Source organism: Thermithiobacillus plumbiphilus (genome assembly GCF_038070005.1).
Taxonomy (GTDB): domain Bacteria; phylum Pseudomonadota; class Gammaproteobacteria; order Acidithiobacillales; family Thermithiobacillaceae; genus JBBPCO01.
On record NZ_JBBPCO010000004.1, the window covers coordinates 80,776 to 95,434 of the forward strand.

The following is a 14,659-nucleotide window of genomic DNA, read 5'->3' on the forward strand; positions in this document are numbered from 1 at the left end:
GGAAAGCCTCACACGATGGCGTCGCCGGTGAAGGGGTTCTTCACCGGGATGAAGGGGAAGCCGCCGAAGTTGTCCAGGTTGCCGAACCTGTCCTTGCAATGCGCCATCGTGTGGTCGCAGCCGGCATAGAGCTGGACCGCATCGCCCGCCGTGAGGCCGACCATGGGAGCGACCAGGGTGAGGTCGATCCCGGCGTGACCGACGATCATGCGCGCGCCGGCGGTGGTGGCGAGCATGCCGCCCACGAAGTAGCCGTCCGGCCGGCTGGCGGCGACGGCGACCTGGACGGTCACGCCGCTCACCGCCGCTACGGTGCCGTCCACGCGGAAGCTGTCCTTCAGCGCGCCGCATCCGCTGGAGTACAGCACGTGGCGGCACAGCAGCTGGTAGCGGGCGCGCAAGCCCGGCCGCTTCAGGCTCGAGGCGATGGGCTCGCACTTGAGGGTGGCCTCGGCGCCGGACAGCCGCGCGCCGGTGATCCGCCCCTTCCAGTAGGTGATGAACTCGGCGTCGCCGACATGGCGCCGGTAGAGGGTAACGCTCACGACACCCTCGGGCGGGGCGGCGAGAAATAGACTCGCCACGGCCAGGTCGCGCGGCATGCGGATCTCCAGCCCCAGCCGCGCGAGCTCGTTGCTCTGCTCGAGGCCGCCGCGCGAGATCGTCGCCGGCTGATAGGTCTCGGATTGGTAGTCCACCGCCGTCTGCCCCGAGGTGTATAGCCAGCGCTGCGCGCCCTGGGAGAAGCGGTAGAGTTCCTGCGGTTGTCCGCCGTGGGCGGACTGTTCGATGCCCAGATAGCTCATGGTCCTAGCTCATGATCTCAACGTCCGGGTGGAGAGCTGCACGCGCGCCGTGGCGTCCGTCTCCCAATGCAGCTCGACCGCGTCCTGGTCGAGCCGGGCCAGCTCCAGGTACGAGACCTGCAGGAACTGCTGGGGCTCGAGGGTCACGCCCAGCGGCGCGTCTAGGGAGAGCAGCTCCTCGTCCTCGGAGATCTCGTTCGCCCCGGTGATACGGCGATGGAAGGTGCCGGCCGTGGTGAGGAGCCGCAGGTCGCGCCGCAGGGGATCGGCGGCGACGAAGCGGGCATAGCCGACGTTGCGGACGACGAGGCCGGCATCCGTGGCCGCCACCGTGCGGCTGACTTCGAGGTCGGACTCGAAGGTCGGCAACCAGCAGGGATTCGCCCGTCCCGCGCGCGCGGCGAGCCAGCCCCGGAAGGCGGTCGCCGCGCTCCGGTCGGTGAGCAGCCAGGTCAGCGTGCGGCCGATGAGCGGGGCGCCCGACTCGTCGTCGAAGGTCGGCAGTCCCGTTCCGTAGTCGATGAGTGAGAGCTTCCTCCGCCACCTGTCCTCGAGGTCGGTGCTCCGGTCCGGCCGCCAGTCGAACACCCGGTAGCCCTGATAGGCCGGACCCGCGTCGGCGACCGCGGGCGCCGTGATGTCCTCGACGCCGAAACGGCACCGGCCGACGGCGATGGTGTCGGTGGGACACGCCACGGCCGCCTCGCCCTCGAGGCGGGCGAGCCGCGCCGGAAACACCCGCGTACCGGCCGGCCAGCTCCCGGCCAAGGGGAGCTTGAGGGTCAGCGTGTTGCCGGCGATGGAGAGGATCTCCACCGCCTCGTGCCGTGTGTTGGAGCGCCACAGCACCGCCAGGCCGCCCGCGTGGTAGTCGCTGTTGGCGGCATCCTGCACGGTGAGCGCGGTGCTGCCGACGGCGGCCTCGCCCGCAAGGGTGGAGACGTCGGTCCACACCGGCAGGCAGTAGATGCGTGCGCCCCAGGCGAACAGCAGATGATCCAGCACCTGGGCGTCCCGGCCCTCGATTAGGAATCCATACTCGAAACCGCGTCGCGGCAGCTGCCGCAGGCGCACCCGCTGCTCGGTGCCGTCGTAGGACTCCAGCACCTCGGTGAGCCATTCCAGCCGCTCGGTGATCCCTTGCGACCAGTCCGGACGCATGCCGAAGACCACCACGCGGCGGCCGGTGACCACCAGCAGCGCGGTGAGCCCGCCGGCAAAGACGAAGCGGTAGGCGGCGTCGATCACCGGCGCCCCGCGCGTGCCCGCTGCGAAGGTGTAGAGGCGCGATTGCAGCGGCCCGAAGGCGAGCGGCGGCGCCGGCTGGCCCGAGAGCAGCAGCCCGTCCGTTCCGGTCTCGTCGATGGCATCGAGCGTCTGCGCGTCGAACCGGGCGTTCCACACCTCCAGCACCCGCTCGACCGGGCTCACCAGGTTGCCGAGATCGATGGTCGAAGGGATGACGTGGATGCGGTGGTACCAGTCGGCCCCGAAGGCGGGCAGCAGAGCGCCGTTGACGCCGAGCCGCAGCTCGTCGACGGGCTGGGTGTCGAGCCGCGTACCCGGACGCGCGATCGAGCTCGCACTCGGGTCGAAAGGAAAGGCGACCGGCACGCGCTCGGAGACCTCCGGCGAGCGCGACCAGGTCGGCGGCTCCTGGCGGGCGGCACCGGGCAGGATGGAACCGGGAAAGGTCGGCATGATCCGCTTAGGGCTTAGGGGATGAGTCTCACGGCATAGCCGTGCACGCCGCTTTTGCCGTTCTTGGAGTGGGCCGGGAAGGCCATCCACTGCTCGGCGCCCAACGCGAAGGCCTCCGCCGGCGCGTAGTGGGTGATGTTGAGGTAGCGCAGGTGAGCGGTGTGGCCGAAGGGCGAGAAGAAACCGGAAGGCCGCGCCACGAACAGGTAGAACGGCAGCATCGGCGTCACGCCGTTCAGGGTGTTGGGCACGTGGCCCCACCAGTAGCGCGCCAGACTGTCGCGCGGCGTGCCCGTGCCCCGTTCCCACAGCGCCTTGGCGAGCTTGCCGGTGAGCGCCCAGTCCTTGCAGACCGAGTGCCAGTCGGTGGCGCCGTCCACCTCAGCGAGGACGAAGTTCGCGCCGCCGTAGTACTTGTAATCGTTGAACGGCAGGCCGAAGTGCCGGTCGTGGTCGTAGCCGAAGACGTAGTCGTTGAAGCCGCTGTACGTATAGGTGTAGGCGTCCGGACCGAACGCGCCCGACACGAATGCCCCGCCGCCGTAGCTGCCGAACGTCGCGAGATCCCCGAAGGCGAGATGGTGATAGACGCCGGGCGAGACCTCGGCGACGAGCATGATCAGTTCGGGCGTGGCGGCCGAGAACAGGTGGTAGGTGTTGGCGGTGCCCACCTCGAACAGGCCGCAGGACTCGGCGCGGTAGCTCGTGGTGTTGCTCACGTAGCTGGCGTTGACGATCGATCCGGGCTGGTCCCACCAGGGCCTGCCGGCATCGAATCCCGTCGAGCCGATCAGCCAGATGCCGGTGATGGTGTTGTAGCGTGTAGAGAGGCGCTCGTTCACCGCGGAGCGCAGATGGACGTAGAGCCCGCCCTTGGCGAGCGACAGGGTCTGCCCGGTGCCGTCTGGGGCCCAGCGTAGCTGGGTCCAGCCGTTGGCCACCGCGAACACGCGCAGGGCGTCGAGCAGCTGATCGGGGTTGGCGGAGGTGCCGGTCTGGTAGGCCATGGTCGTTTACTCCAGGCGCAGCGCCCAGTAGTCGCGCACGCTGGTGCGATACACGTTCTGCACCACGAGGTGGTCCACGCCGCCCACCGTGATCAGGTTCTCGGCGGCGTTGTTGAATCCGGAGACGTGATAGACACCATCCAACTCTCCGAAGAGGTCGTGATCGGTGCCGGAGTTGTATTGCGTGAGCACCACGGGCGAGAGCACGTAGGTGCCGTCCGGCGCCTCGCGCAGGTTGCCGAGATAGGTGTAGTTCGTCGGCCAAACCGGGCGCGGTCCGTCATAGCGATACTCGGACGACGAGTAGGCGAGGTTCTGGAACGGCAGCCAGGCGCCCGAGGGGCCGCGCAGCATGCAGGCGGTGTTGGCGTTGTTCTGCCCATCCTCGCCCGGGTCGACGAAATGGCGGTGGTTGGGCGAGGTCACGCTGTAGTTGCGGCCCCGCTGGCCGGTCATCGAACCGCCGACGAGCAGCGGGTACGGGTACTGACCCGGCGTCGCGTAGGGCAGGACGAAGCCCAGGTGCGCCGCCTGGTAGACGGTCGAGATCTTCGCCACCACCACGGCACGTCGGCCGTTGGCCACGAACCAGTACGGGATCGCCGTGTTCCAGAGCGACATCATCGGCAGCCAGCCGCTGATCGCACCCGGTTGCGTGTAGAAGTCGTTGGCCGGGTTGAAGCCGATGAAGCCGTTCAGGTCCCACATGTAGTAGCCGGCCGTGGCGTTCTCGTAGGCCCGGATGCCGCAGTAGATCTCCTCGGCACCGGCCAGGCCGGGCGCCTTGAGGATGAGCTCTTTCGTGGCGGCGTCCGTCGTCCAGCGCAGCGCCTGCCAAGCCTGGCTCGCGGCGACGAGGTCCGGATGGCCGGTGAGAAAGGCGTGGAAGCGGTCCAGCAGATCGCGGTAATCGCTGGCCGTGCCGATTTCGAACGCCATTTACGCAAGCACCTGTCTGACGGCTCCCGCATTGCGTTGCAGGATGTTGAGGATGGTCTTCTCGCCCGCGGACGAGTTGAGGTAGTCGGCGGCCATCGCCGGGTCGATCACGTTGACGATGCGCACGCCCTGGCCCTGCGGTTGCGGGGGCGGCGTCTCGGGCACCAGCCCGCCGGCGGCGAAGGCGAGCCGGGGCCCCTGGATGCGCGGTCCGCCTGAGAGACCGTTGATCGCCTCGAGGAACGCCACGCCCACGCGCTTCACGGCGGCGGCGTTGAGCACGTACTCGCCGGCGGAGAGCCGTGCCGGGATCGAGTCGCTGGTGGAGGTGCCCGGGCCGGTGACGTAGCCGCCGCCGGCGAAGCCCTGGAACAACGACGAGACCAGCGATCCGAGGCTTCCACCGCCCGCGCCGCCGCCTCCGAACAGGCTGCCGAACAGCGCCTCAGCGAGCTTCTGCGAGGCGATGCGGTTGATGGCGGCCAGCACCGAGCGGGCGAAGTCGGCGAAGGCGTCCTTGGCCGATTTGGCGCCGCTGCCGATGGCCTCGAACATCTGCGCGAAGCCGTCCTGCACCGCCCCGTCGATGGCGACCGCCACGTCGTCCACCACGAGCTTCACCTGCGCGATCTCGTTTTTCCAGGTCTGTACCCGGGCGACGGCCTCCGGGCCAATGGCCGCGGCGGCGGCCTCCAACTGCGGCAGGAGCGCATCGAGCGATTCGCCAGTCTGCCGATGCAGCGCGAGGATCTGGCTTCGGGCCTGGGATTCCGAGAGCAGGCCCGACTGACGCTGCAGGTTGATCGACTCCTCGGATGCACGCATCCGGGCGAGCGCGTCGTTGAACTGGCGCTCGTAGTCGGCGAGATCGGCGGCCGCCGATTTGACGTCGATGAGGCGCCCGACCGTGGCCGCGCCTTCGGTGTCGCCCTCGGCACGCAGCCGCTCGATCAGGGTCTGGTACTGCCGCTCGACCGCCGCGCGTCGATCCTGACTGGTCGCGGCGCCGGTGAGGTCGAGCAGTTCGTCGCGCACCTTGGCAAGCTCCTCGCGCAGCTCGCGCTCGGCCTGGGCGGCCTTGCGGGCATTGGCGACTTCGACGTCCGCGCGCTTGTCGTTGAGGACGGTGAGCTCCGCTTCGAGCTTGGCGACCTCGGCTTTCGCCTTGAGGCGTGCCGGTTCGTCCTTGCCGGTCTTTTGCAGGCGCTGCTGCTCCGCGAGCGAGACCTGCACGCGCCGGATCTCCGCATCGATCTCCTGCTGCTCGATCCGGGTCTTGGCGGTGTAGTAGTCCTTGAGCGAGATCAGCCGGTCTTCTAGGGATGCGTCCAGTGCCCGCGCCTGACGGTCCAACCCGTCCTCGAGGAGCTTGAATTCGGCCTCGGCCTGGGCCTGCACGAGGGCGAGCTTCGCTGCTTCGCCTCCCTTGTCGGGGGCGGACAAGGACTGCGGCTGCGGACGGCCGAAGACGCCTGCCTGGGTTGATTCGGGGCGGATGCGCCGGGCGATGGCTTGCGCGGCGTCCCCGACGTAGTCGCGCGTGACGGCGTCGCGCACGGCTCCAGCCAGCTCCTTCCCGAAATCCCGCACCTCGCCGAGATGGCGGCCGAGTGCTGCGCGCAGCGCCTGCATCGAAAAGTCGCCGCTGAAGGCCGCTGCCACGTCCTGGCCCAAGGCCTTCGCCAGCTCTCCGATGTCGGAAAAGGCGCTACGAAAGCGCTCGACCAGGAAGGCGGCCGTGATGCCGACGGCGCTGCCGATGGCGTTGAACGCGCCGATGACGACGTTCGCCATCGCGCGGACGGCCGTGCCGATGGCGTTCAGCGCGCCGACCATCGCCTCGCGCACGCGGGCCCAGGAGAGATCGTTGGTGCCAACCAGCCTTCCTAAGGCGCTGACGACTTCGCCGACCTTCTCGACGACCAGGTCCCAGGCGGCGGCGACGATCTGCTTGATCGAGGCGGTCCTGCCGCCGAACTCGACCACGGCGTCGCGCGCCGAATAGAGTGCGCCCGCGAGCAGCCCCGCGGCGGTCACGATGACGCCGATGGGCCCGCCCAGGAGCGCGAGCACCCCGCGCAACAGACCCGCCGCGCGACCGAGCAGGGACGTGGACCCTACTGCCTGAGCCACGGCACCGGAAGCAGCGGTGGCTTGCAACCGGGCCTTGGCCGCCTCGGCGACCAGCGCGCTGGTGGCAAGCCCCTGTGCACGTGCCTGAGCCAAGGCAGCATCGGCGAGCCGCACCCGGGCGAGCGCCTCGGCTTCCAGCGTGCGCAGGTTGGCCAGGCGCGCAGCCGCTTCCGCCCGGGCGGCAGCAACACTGGTCGCGAAGGCGCCTGCCATCCGCCCGAAGGCGGCGACCAGCACGGCACCGGCCAAGTCGATCAACAGCTCGAGATGCCCGGCGACGAGTTGGATCGCCTGCGCCAGTCCCGCCGTCAGACCCGAGCTCGCGTCGCGTTCGCCGAAGGCTCGCTGGAAGGCGTTCCTGAGGCGGGTGAGCGCACCCGACACCGTATCGGGGAGGCTCGCGTACTCCTCGGCGAGGCGCGTCCGCTCCTTGAGCAGGGCGTCGAGCACGGCCTTCGAGGTGATCTTGCCTTCCTGCGCCAGGGCCCGCAGTGAGCCGAGCGGCGCGCCCATGCCGTCGGCGATGGCCTGCGCCAGGCGCGGCGTCTGCTCGATGACGGAATTGAACTCCTCACCGCGCAGCTGGCCCGAGGCGAAGGCCTGCCCCAGCTGCAGCAGGGCACCGGCCGCCGCGTCGCTGGATGCGCCGGAGAGCGACACGGCCTGTCCGATGGCATCGGTAGCCGCCAGCACGTCCGCCTGCGAACGCCCCAACGCCTGCACCGAGGGTGCGAGCCGCGCATAGAGCGTGACGGTCTCTGCCAGGGGCGCGCGGTTTTTCTGGGCGATCTCGAAGAGGGCCGCGTCGGCGCGGTTGAACTCCTCTTGCGAGGTGACCGCGAGCTTGAGGCGCGCCTGCAGGTTCTTGTACTGGTCGGCGACCTCGACCAGTTCGCGCACCCCCAGCCCAAGGCCGATCGCGCCGCCGATACGTGAGAGCACCTGGCCGACCTGGGCGGCTTCGCCGCGCAGGCGGGCGAGATTTCCCTGTACGGACTGGAAGGCCCGTCGCGTCTCATCGACGGCGGTGATGAGGATCTGGGCACGGTTACCGGCCACGTTCAAACCTTCGACATTGCTTTACGGATGGCCGCCGTCAGGCGGGGAAGATCGCCTCGCACCGAGCGGGCGAGGTCGAACCGTTTTCTCAAGCTCACGCGTCGCACGAGCACGGCGATGGGAATCTCCTGGCCGCGCCGCACGCGCCTGGCGCCGGTGCGCTCCCGCTCGGCACGGCGAAAGCGCGCGAGCGGCCGGGCGTTCTCGGCGATGTTCTCGGCCATCAGGATCTGCCGGCCGTTCTTCTCGATGAAGAAGGCGTTGCCGGAGCGCATCAGGGCATCGATCACCCGGGCGAACGCCTTGCGCCCGATGCGCCGGTGCTGCGGCAGCAGCGGGACGAGCATCCGCCCTCGGATCGTTCCGCCCTGTTCGTGGATACCCAGCCAGGGCACTTTCGAGCCGATGTAGAGGGCCGGGAATTCCTTGGCCTTGCGGTCGAACACCTTGGCGTGCATCGAGCGGAGGAACTTCGGCTTCACGACCTTGAAACCGGCGCGCATTTCGCCCCGCGCCCGCTCGGCCATCGCCTTGCCGGTGTCGCGCATCGCGCGGGCCACGGCGGTGTGGATCGCCTTGCGGGTGTCGCCCTGCCAGGCGCTGAAGCGCCGCCGATCCAGCAAACCGTCAGCGACCAGATCGATCTTCATCACGCATGCCCCGATGGAGTTCGGCCTGGAGCTCACGGATGCCGTCGCGACTGCCCTGGGCGGCAGCGGTCATGACGGCAAGCCGGGTGGCGAGCCGTTCGTGTTCGAGGCGGCGATCGGCGGCGAGGAAGGTGTTCAGCTGGCCCAACGTGTAGCCGAGGATGTCCGGGTAGCGGTGACCGCCCCGAATCAGGCGGGCGATGGCGTCAGCCCAGCCAGACGGCCGTTCAGACGCTGCGCCAGATCGCCGACTTTCGGCGCGATCCGGCGCACGAAAAAATCCGCGTTCACCTCGAACACGGTCGCCGCCAGGGTGATGGCATCGTCGAGGGCCAGCGCGTCCACCCACTCGCGCGGTTGGCGACTGGCGATCGCCAACGCGGTGAGCAAGGCATCGCCGTGGTCCGAGAGCAAGGCGAGCCAGTCCGGCTCGTCCGCCAGTCGTTGCGCGAAGGGCTGCACGGCCTTGAGCATTGCCGGCAGCTCGCCGAGCACCAGCGGGCTGATCGCGAGGCGTTGGCCGGCCAGATCCACAACTTGAGGCTGCGGCACGAGAACATCCAGATCGGAAGCACTCATCGTCATCCCCCTCACAGCAGCACGATGCGGCCGAACTGGCCGAGGTCGCCGGCGGCGGGCTTGAGCGTGTCGGCCAGCACTTGGCCCGAAAGCTCGAACTTCAGCAGCTCGTCGGTGATGACCGAGAGCTCCTTGGCCGGATTGATGGCCACGCGGTAGAGATCGATCACCACCTCGCGGTTGCCGTCGGCGGTATTGAGTCCCTCGAAGCGCACCCAGCGCTCGGGCAGCGGCTGGGTGAACATCGCGGTGACCGATGCCGTGCCGTAGGCGTAGTCGGCCTTGAAGGGCTCGACGTAGGGTCCGCCGGTGGCGGCGTCGAGGATCACCAGCGAGCCGTGTTTGGTGTTCACCGAGTACTGCGCGGCCGGCAGGGTCTTGGGGGTGGCGCTGGAGTCCTTCACCACCACCGAGGAGACGTCCTGCTTGGCGAGCAGGTAGAGGCTGCCGGGGGTGACCGGGTTCGGCAGCGCCTCCGCGGTGACCGTGCCCGGGGTCTGGGCGGTGGTGGCGCCGTAGAGGGCGAGCGCCAGGTTGGTCGCGATGAGCTCCTCCAGGGTGCAGGCGAACTCGCCCTTCTTGGTCTTGATGAGCTGCAGATCGGTGAGGCGCTGGCCGCTCACCGACTCCTGGTGCTCCAGGGTCTCCACAGAGAGGGACACCTTGAGCTCGGGCACGTTGCCCACGTAGGCCAGGCCCTGCGGGTTGCCGAGTGCGTCGCGGGCGCCGATGTAGACGCGCCCCTGTCCGGAAAAGTAAGGCATGGTCAGTCTCCTTTACGGGTCTTGATCGGGGTCTGGGGTTGAGGGTCGGCCGGCCGCGCGGCTCCGCGCTCGATCAGCCATTGGGCGGCTGCCTCGTCGAGATCGAGGATCTCGCCGGGGGAGTGGAGTCGGCCGGCGTGGGTGTGCGGTTCGATGAGTTCGATGTGCATGGTTCCTTATCCTTGTCGGGTGAGGTCGGAGGCTAGGGTGCGGTAGCGGATCTCGTAGCGCGCGGGCACGGCCAGGGCTTGGCTGTCGGCGTCCTCCGTGTCCCACTCGCAGTCGATCTCGCGGACGCCCAGAGCCAGCCCGCCGAGGCTCGGCTCGGCCATCAACGCGCCGTGCGCCGCGACGATGAGCGCGTCGGCCACGTCGAAGGCGTCGCCTTCGCGCGCGAGCGCGACCAGCCTCAGCGTCAGGGCGCGGTCGAGCCGGTCGTTCGCCTGCGCGAGGACCTGATCGCCTTCGATGAACAGCAGGAGCGCGGGGCTCGCCTCGCGCGAGAGCGGCACGGTGGGCTGGCGATGCAGCGGCGTCGGTGCGATCGCGGGACCGATACGCGCCACGACCGCCCGGACCAGGCGCTCGCGGACGGAGGACGTCATGGCCGGGTCAGCTTGGCCTGCATCTCGGAGCCGTCGCGCAGCTGGCGGACCTCGCGCACCCGATACGGGCTTCCCGCGATCTCCACCGTGTCGCCGGCGGCGAGGGTGAGCCAGGCGCTCGGGTACTCGAGGTGGTAGTCGCGGTTCAGTGCGAGCCCGTCGAGCGCCAGCTCATCCGGGGCGCTGAAGACGCACTGCACCGTGAGCGAGCCCACCACGACGTCGGTGAGCAGCCCGGCGCGGCCGGCGGCCTCGTAAAGATCCGTCACCTGCGTCATCACGCTGCCGTCAGCTTCACCAGCACACCGGGCCGGTGGCACATGGGCAGCGGGTTGCTCTGGGTGTGTAGGTCGGTGCCGCGGTCGAACTTGCGCGGCTCCTGCTTGGCGTAGAGCGGCAGGCCCAGGGTGTTGACCGTCTCGTTGAAGTCGGCGGGCGCGACGTAGGTGGCGAAGGTGTCGACGGTGCCGAGCGGGAAGCAGTGGGCCTCGCCCGCCGCGATGAAGCGCCGGGTGGTGCCGGAGGCGTCGCTCGCCTGGCCGCGGTACTCCTCGAAGGTGATGCCGCCGAAGGTGAAGCCGCGGCGCATGTCGTTGATCAGCACCGCGCCCTGCTGCCAGTTCTTGTAGGCCTCCTCGACCTTGGCGTGGCCGGTCAGCGCGTCGAAGAACTCGGGCGAGCACAGGCAGTGCACGCCGGTCGAGAACTCGCCCGAGAGGTTGTCCTCGATGTGGCGCAACACCTCGGCGCACTTGCCCTTGACGTTGGTGTTGGCGTTGCCGAGGACGAAGTTCACGCTCTTGGGCGTGATGCCGAACTCGGTGTAGAGATTGACCAGCGGCGTGGCATCGGCATCGAGGATCTCGCCCTTCAGCGCCCCCATGCGCAGGTGCTCCAGGGTGATGGCGTGCTTGTTGCGCATGGTCTCCAGGTGGCGGGCGAGCACGCCGGCCACGCTCTCGGTCTCGGTCTCCTGCCCGAAGCTGCGGATACCCTGGACCTCCTCGGGCAGCACCACGTCGTCGTGCGGGATGTGGGGCACGACGAAGGCGCGCATCGCCCGCTTGCCGCGCTTGCCCACGGTGCCGGGCGAGCCGGGCGGCAGGGTCGGCAGCAGGTTCAGCACGCCGTGCATCTCCTCCACCACCACCTGGCGGGTACGCACCGGCTTGATGGGGAACAGGTCCAGGGTCTCCAGCCGCCCGTAGCGGTTGGGGATCAGGTTGATGGCGGCGGTGAGGCTCGCCATCGAGAAGGCGGGATTGGAAAAGGGATTCTGCATGGTCAGGCTCCTTCACGAACGAGGATGCCGCGCGCTTCGAGGGCGGCGATGGCGGCGGACTGCTGCGCGGGCGTCAGCCCTGCGGGCCAGACCAGCGCATGGCGGGCGACGATGGCGTGGCGCGCGACGATGACCGCATCGAGGTCGGCGGCGGTGGCGTCGGCGTCGACGATCAGCACGCCGGCGGGCAGCTCGGTGCCGTCGGTGGCGGCCGGATCGAGCGCCTTCAGCTTGTTGGTGGCGGTCTCACGGCCGACGACGCTGCCCAGGACGAGGCTCTGGCCGGCGGCGACGGTGGCGAGGTCGCGCGAGTACAGGTTGGGCGCCTCGTACTTCAGCAGGTCGCCCAGGTTCATCGGTTCAACTAGGGTCGGCATGGTTCACTCCTTTCCGGTGAGGTGCTTGACCGCCTTGATCAGCGGGTTGTGTTCGGGGGATGCGCGGTGTGCGGCGTGCGCATCCGGATGGATCGCCGAGCCGATCTCGGGGCTTTGGGTGCGGGCGGCGAGCAGCGCGCGGCGGACATCGGTTTCCGAAAGACCTGCGGCCAGGAACTCGGCGGTGCGCTCCGGGCAGCCGCCGATCTGGCACAGCTCGGCGATGGCCACGGCCTCGCGCCGGTCCGCCACGGTGGTGGTGGGCGTCTCGGGCGCGGGCGCCGCGGAGGCAGCAGCGGCGACGAGCGTCGTCTCGGGGGTTTCGGGGGTCGGATCGGGGGATTGCATCGGGTCGTTCTCCTGTTTGGCGTACGCGGAACCGGGACGCGTGCGGGGGGCCGGGTTCCGCGAACGGCCCTGCGGGTTCAAGAAGGTCGCGAAGACGGCGAGCAGCTGGTCGCGGCTCGCCACGGCGTCGGCGAGCCTGCTGCCTATCGCCTGCTCGCCGAAGAAGAGCCCGGCCTCCGTGGCGCGCACGGCGTCGGGGTCCAGCCCGCGCATCGCGGCCACGTGCCCGACGAACAGGCCGTAGAGGCGGTCCACCTCCGCCTGGAGGCGCACCAAAGCCTCCTGGTCGAGCGGCTCGTGGGGCGAGAAGTCGTTCTTGTGCCGGCCGGCGGTGATCGCCGTGTAGCGATAGCCCTGCTGGGCGTCGCGGACCGACTGGTCGACGTGCATGGCGATGACCCCGACCGAGCCCACACCGCCGGTGCGCGTGACGGCGAGATGCGAGGCGGCGCAGGCGATGGCGTAGGCGGCCGAGAAGGCGGAGTCGGCGGCGATCGCCCAAACCGGTTTCACGGCATCAATCGCACGGATGCGCTCGGCGAGCTCGAACACGCCGCCCGCCTCGCCGCCGGGGGAGTCCACGTCGAGCAGAATGCCGGACACGGCAGGGTCGGCGAGCGCGGCATCCAGACGGGCGCCGATCTCGCCGTAGCTCATGAGTCCGGAGGCGGCCTCGAGGCCCAGGGTGCGGCGCACCAGCGTGCCGTGGATCGGAATCACGGCGATGCCGGGCGGTGCCGCCACCTCCGGGCTCGCGGGCATCACCGCCGGTACGGCGGCTTCCAGGTCGGGCAGACCGATGCGGGGACCGAGCACGGAGAGGATCACGTCCAGCTTCGAACGCGCGATGAGAAGCGGCGTCCCGTAGAGACGGGACGCCAGGTGTACGAACTGCATGTCAGGGTGCCTTTCGGTCTTGCGGCGGCGCCGGGTCGGAGGCCGCCGCAGGTGGGTTGCGGTCGTGGCGCGGGTCGGAATCGAAGACGAGGCCGAGTGCATCGGCGCGGGCGTTGTCGGCGGCGATCTCCCGATCCACGTCCTCGGCGTCGTAGCCGAAGGAGGACACCGCCTCCGAGCGGGACAACAGCCCCGCCCGGATCGCGGTGAGCATCGCGTTGAACTCCTTCTGCGGATCGACCCACTGCCAGCCCTGGGGAATCCACTTGCAGGCGAGCCAGGCGCGGCGCCGCGTGGCGTCCCGGGCGAAGCCGGGGAGCTCGAGTCGTCCCTCCAGCACCGCCTGCGCCATCCAGGCGCGCCACACCGGGCGGCAGAGCTGGTGGACGATGACGCCGTGCTGGATCGCCTCGCAGCGGCGGCGAAACTCCAGCAGCCCCGCGCGGATGGAGGAGTAGTTCACCTGGGTGAGGTCGCCCGTGAGCTGCTCGTAGGTGACACCCATCGCGGCGGCCACCGCGCGAAACTGCTGGCGCATGAACTCGGCGTAGGAGCCGCCCACGTCGGCCGGCTGCGAGAACTTCACGTCCTCGCCCGGTTCGAGAATCTGCAGGGTGCCCGGCTCCAGCCCCGCCAGCGCTACCCCCGAGGCATCGGCCGGCCCTTCGCCCATCAGGGCGTCCTCCGGCTGGTCACGGGTGACGAAGCCGGCGAACATGGCGGCGGTCTTCTTGCGCACCAGTTCCGCGTCGTCGTACTGATCGAGCTCGTTGAGCTTTACCAAGGCCCGCGCGAGCCAGGGCTCGCCGCGGATCTGGCCGGGACGCAAGGGCCGGAACAGATGCACGATCTCGGCGGCGGGCACGCGCACGGTCTCCATGCCGCTGCCACCGGACATGGGCGCGAGCAGTCCGTCCTCCGGGTGCGAGCGGTACAGGTGGTAGGCCACACGCCGCCCGAGCCGGTCGAACTCGATGCCGGCGCGGATCACGTTGCCGTTGTCGGCAAGGCGATTGAGCGTCACCGGCAGGTGCTCGGGCTCCAGTACCTGGACCTGGAGTGCCACCGCCAGCCCGTCCTCCGGCCGCCGGTAGCGCAGCCGAACCAGCGCCTCGCCGCCTTCGAGCATGGCGCGGCAGGCCAGGGCCTGCAGGCCGTAGAAGTCGGTGAGCCCCTGGGCATCGGCCTCCTCGGACCAGTCGCGCCAGAGGGCCTGGATCGTCTCGCGAAGGCTCGGGTCCTCGACCAGCGACTGCGGCTTGATGCCGGTGCCGATGGCGTTGGCCACGAAGGCCTCGATGCCGGCGGCCGCCCAGGCGTTCCGGCGCACCAGGTCGCGGCTCTTGGCGCGCAGCTCCGTCTGCGTCGTGAGCAGCGCGGCCACCGCGCCGGGGTTGCCCGGCATCCAGGCGAGCGCGCGTCGCCCGGAGCCCACGCCGTCGTAGGTGGGGGTCGCACCGAAGGCGAGCTTGAGGCGGCTCCAGAAGCCCATCACAAAACCTCCGGGAGAGG

At 69.7% G+C, this 14,659-nt stretch carries 16 protein-coding genes; all 16 read right to left on the reverse strand.

The features are described 5' to 3' along the window. Window positions 1-8: 8 nt before the first annotated feature. From WOB96_RS05525 to WOB96_RS05600, 16 genes are read right to left on the reverse strand one after another with little or no spacing between them, the layout of a single operon-like run. A complete protein-coding gene (locus WOB96_RS05525; RefSeq protein WP_341370285.1) occupies window positions 9-806 on the reverse strand; it encodes a phage BR0599 family protein in 798 nt (265 codons plus the stop codon). Window positions 807-815: 9 nt separating this feature from the next. After that, complete coding sequence (locus WOB96_RS05530) at window positions 816-2,507, reverse strand: hypothetical protein (protein ID WP_341370286.1); 1,692 nt, start codon at window positions 2,505-2,507, stop codon at window positions 816-818. Between the two features lie 14 nt (window positions 2,508-2,521). Continuing rightward, complete coding sequence (locus WOB96_RS05535) at window positions 2,522-3,514, reverse strand: hypothetical protein (RefSeq protein ID WP_341370287.1); 993 nt, start codon at window positions 3,512-3,514, stop codon at window positions 2,522-2,524. Between the two features lie 6 nt (window positions 3,515-3,520). Further along, the gene (locus tag WOB96_RS05540; RefSeq protein ID WP_341370288.1) at window positions 3,521-4,453 is read right to left on the reverse strand and encodes a hypothetical protein; all 933 of its coding nucleotides are present in this window, start codon (window positions 4,451-4,453) and stop codon (window positions 3,521-3,523) included. Further along, the gene (locus WOB96_RS05545) at window positions 4,454-7,645 is read right to left on the reverse strand and encodes a tape measure protein (protein ID WP_341370398.1); all 3,192 of its coding nucleotides are present in this window, start codon (window positions 7,643-7,645) and stop codon (window positions 4,454-4,456) included. Between the two features lie 2 nt (window positions 7,646-7,647). Then, entirely contained in the window at window positions 7,648-8,295 is a 648-nt protein-coding gene (locus tag WOB96_RS05550; RefSeq protein WP_341370289.1) for a DUF6441 family protein, read from the reverse strand. Beyond that, window positions 8,273-8,443, reverse strand: a complete 171-nt coding sequence (locus tag WOB96_RS05555; protein ID WP_341370290.1) for a hypothetical protein — start codon at window positions 8,441-8,443, stop codon at window positions 8,273-8,275. The genes WOB96_RS05550 and WOB96_RS05555 overlap by 23 nt, the downstream gene beginning before the upstream one ends. A 41-nt stretch (window positions 8,444-8,484) precedes the next feature. Next, entirely contained in the window at window positions 8,485-8,874 is a 390-nt protein-coding gene (locus WOB96_RS05560; RefSeq protein ID WP_341370291.1) for a DUF6631 family protein, read from the reverse strand. A gap of 11 nt (window positions 8,875-8,885) precedes the next feature. After that, window positions 8,886-9,638, reverse strand: coding sequence for a phage tail tube protein (locus tag WOB96_RS05565; protein WP_341370292.1), 753 nt, complete (start codon window positions 9,636-9,638; stop codon window positions 8,886-8,888). A gap of 2 nt (window positions 9,639-9,640) precedes the next feature. Continuing rightward, window positions 9,641-9,808, reverse strand: a complete 168-nt coding sequence (locus tag WOB96_RS05570) for a DUF7210 family protein (RefSeq protein ID WP_341370293.1) — start codon at window positions 9,806-9,808, stop codon at window positions 9,641-9,643. 6 nt (window positions 9,809-9,814) lie between these two features. Further along, window positions 9,815-10,243: a hypothetical protein gene (locus WOB96_RS05575; protein ID WP_341370294.1), complete on the reverse strand. Its 429-nt coding sequence runs from the start codon at window positions 10,241-10,243 to the stop codon at window positions 9,815-9,817. Then, window positions 10,240-10,521 carry a head-tail joining protein gene (locus WOB96_RS05580; protein ID WP_341370295.1) on the reverse strand — a complete coding sequence of 94 codons (282 nt, stop codon included), beginning with the start codon at window positions 10,519-10,521 and terminating at the stop codon, window positions 10,240-10,242. Before WOB96_RS05580 ends, WOB96_RS05575 begins: the two co-directional genes overlap by 4 nt. Beyond that, window positions 10,521-11,525, reverse strand: a complete 1,005-nt coding sequence (locus WOB96_RS05585; protein WP_341370296.1) for a major capsid protein — start codon at window positions 11,523-11,525, stop codon at window positions 10,521-10,523. The genes WOB96_RS05580 and WOB96_RS05585 overlap by 1 nt, the downstream gene beginning before the upstream one ends. A 2-nt stretch (window positions 11,526-11,527) precedes the next feature. Beyond that, entirely contained in the window at window positions 11,528-11,902 is a 375-nt protein-coding gene (locus tag WOB96_RS05590; protein ID WP_341370297.1) for a head decoration protein, read from the reverse strand. A gap of 3 nt (window positions 11,903-11,905) precedes the next feature. Further along, complete coding sequence (locus WOB96_RS05595) at window positions 11,906-13,147, reverse strand: S49 family peptidase (RefSeq protein ID WP_341370298.1); 1,242 nt, start codon at window positions 13,145-13,147, stop codon at window positions 11,906-11,908. A gap of 1 nt (window position 13,148) precedes the next feature. Then, complete coding sequence (locus WOB96_RS05600; protein ID WP_341370299.1) at window positions 13,149-14,639, reverse strand: phage portal protein; 1,491 nt, start codon at window positions 14,637-14,639, stop codon at window positions 13,149-13,151. Between the last annotated feature and the right edge of the window lie 20 nt (window positions 14,640-14,659).

Bases quoted from the DNA above. Each gene is read 5' to 3' on its own strand.
- WOB96_RS05535 (WP_341370287.1), bottom strand. From the start codon at position 3,514: ATGGCCTACCAGACCGGCACCTCCGCCAACCCCGATCAGCTGCTCGAC.
- WOB96_RS05550 (WP_341370289.1), bottom strand. From the start codon at position 8,295: ATGAAGATCGATCTGGTCGCTGACGGTTTGCTGGATCGGCGGCGCTTC.
- WOB96_RS05530 (WP_341370286.1), bottom strand. From the start codon at position 2,507: ATGCCGACCTTTCCCGGTTCCATCCTGCCCGGTGCCGCCCGCCAGGAG.
- WOB96_RS05525 (WP_341370285.1), bottom strand. From the start codon at position 806: ATGAGCTATCTGGGCATCGAACAGTCCGCCCACGGCGGACAACCGCAG.
- WOB96_RS05590 (WP_341370297.1), bottom strand. From the start codon at position 11,902: ATGCCGACCCTAGTTGAACCGATGAACCTGGGCGACCTGCTGAAGTAC.
- WOB96_RS05580 (WP_341370295.1), bottom strand. From the start codon at position 10,521: ATGACGCAGGTGACGGATCTTTACGAGGCCGCCGGCCGCGCCGGGCTG.
- WOB96_RS05575 (WP_341370294.1), bottom strand. From the start codon at position 10,243: ATGACGTCCTCCGTCCGCGAGCGCCTGGTCCGGGCGGTCGTGGCGCGT.
- WOB96_RS05600 (WP_341370299.1), bottom strand. From the start codon at position 14,639: ATGGGCTTCTGGAGCCGCCTCAAGCTCGCCTTCGGTGCGACCCCCACC.
- WOB96_RS05540 (WP_341370288.1), bottom strand. From the start codon at position 4,453: ATGGCGTTCGAAATCGGCACGGCCAGCGATTACCGCGATCTGCTGGAC.
- WOB96_RS05560 (WP_341370291.1), bottom strand. From the start codon at position 8,874: ATGAGTGCTTCCGATCTGGATGTTCTCGTGCCGCAGCCTCAAGTTGTG.
- WOB96_RS05570 (WP_341370293.1), bottom strand. From the start codon at position 9,808: ATGCACATCGAACTCATCGAACCGCACACCCACGCCGGCCGACTCCAC.
- WOB96_RS05595 (WP_341370298.1), bottom strand. From the start codon at position 13,147: ATGCAGTTCGTACACCTGGCGTCCCGTCTCTACGGGACGCCGCTTCTC.
- WOB96_RS05585 (WP_341370296.1), bottom strand. From the start codon at position 11,525: ATGCAGAATCCCTTTTCCAATCCCGCCTTCTCGATGGCGAGCCTCACC.
- WOB96_RS05565 (WP_341370292.1), bottom strand. From the start codon at position 9,638: ATGCCTTACTTTTCCGGACAGGGGCGCGTCTACATCGGCGCCCGCGAC.